The organism is Cupriavidus sp. HPC(L) (genome assembly GCF_000307735.3).
Classification (GTDB): Bacteria; Pseudomonadota; Gammaproteobacteria; order Burkholderiales; family Burkholderiaceae; genus Cupriavidus.
The window spans coordinates 1-1,000 of record NZ_AMPR02000419.1 but is presented as its reverse complement, the minus strand read 5'-3'; the positions used below and the strand labels follow the sequence as shown (position 1 = coordinate 1,000).

Below are 1,000 nucleotides of genomic sequence, written 5' to 3'. Positions count from 1 at the left end.
CGGCTCGGCCAGCGCGGCGCGCGCGCGTTCGGCGTCGGCCGGGGTCAGTTCGATGCCCAGATAGGAGCGCGGCACCGGCGGTGCCGGCCAGCCCTGCGGCCAGCTGTCCGGGTGGCATTGCGTCGCCGCCAGCAGCCAGCTCGCCAGCAGCCCCTGGCCGCAGCCGATATCGAGAATGCGCGCGCCGTCGGGGATCAGGCCCTGCGCCAGCGCGATCGCGAAGACCGGATCGTTGCGCAGCTTGAAGCGGGCGAAATGCAGGGCAAAGGGATCGGCCGCCCGGTAGCGCGCGCTGGCCCGCGCGATCAACGCCTCGCCGGCCTGGCCGGCGGCATCGGTCCAGCGCGTCATGCCGGCACCGCCTCGCGCAGCGTCACGTAGCGCAAGCCCGCCCGGTCGATGGCGCGCAGCACGCGCGGCAGCACGACCAGGATCATCGGCGTGCCGGCACGGTCGGTGCCCGGGTTGCCGTCATGCATCAGCAGGATGTCGCGCGCGGCCAGGTCCTTCAGCAGCCGCGCCTCGACCTTGTCCGGATCGCCGCCGCGGAAGGTATCGAAGCCGCGCCGCGTCCAGCTGGCGAGCCGCAGCCCATGCCGGCACAGCGCGGGCTCCAGCAGCGGATTGCGCAGGCCCGCTGGCGCGCGGAAAAAGCGCGGCACCTGCCCGGTCAGTTCGGTCAGCAAACGCTGCGCGTCGCCGACCTCGCGCGTGATGCGGCCCGGACCGAACGTCGAGAAGTGCAGCCAGTGGTGCTGGGTATGGTTTTCGATCGCATGGCCGCGGCGCACGATGTCGGCCACCAGCTCGGGATGGCGCAGCGCGCGTTCGCCGATGCAGAAGAAGGTGGCGCGGGCGCCGTGCGCATCGAGCAGGTCCAGCACGGCCGGCGTGACCTCGGGATTGGGACCGTCGTCGAAGGTCAGCGCGATGCTGTGGCCGGCGCTGGGCGGCAGCCGCAGCAGGTTCGGTCCCAGCAGCGTGCTGCGCGGCCACAGCC

General features: G+C 73.0%; 2 protein-coding genes. Both read right to left on the bottom strand.

What is annotated here, in order from left to right; translation table 11 throughout:
- The coding region (locus tag B551_RS18700) for a methionine biosynthesis protein MetW (protein WP_023264779.1) at positions 1–351 on the bottom strand (351 nt) is incomplete at its 3' end.
- Positions 348–1,000 (bottom strand): polysaccharide deacetylase family protein (locus B551_RS18695; RefSeq protein ID WP_043441385.1); only part of this gene is annotated, 653 nt, incomplete at its 5' end. The genes B551_RS18695 and B551_RS18700, both read right to left, overlap by 4 nt.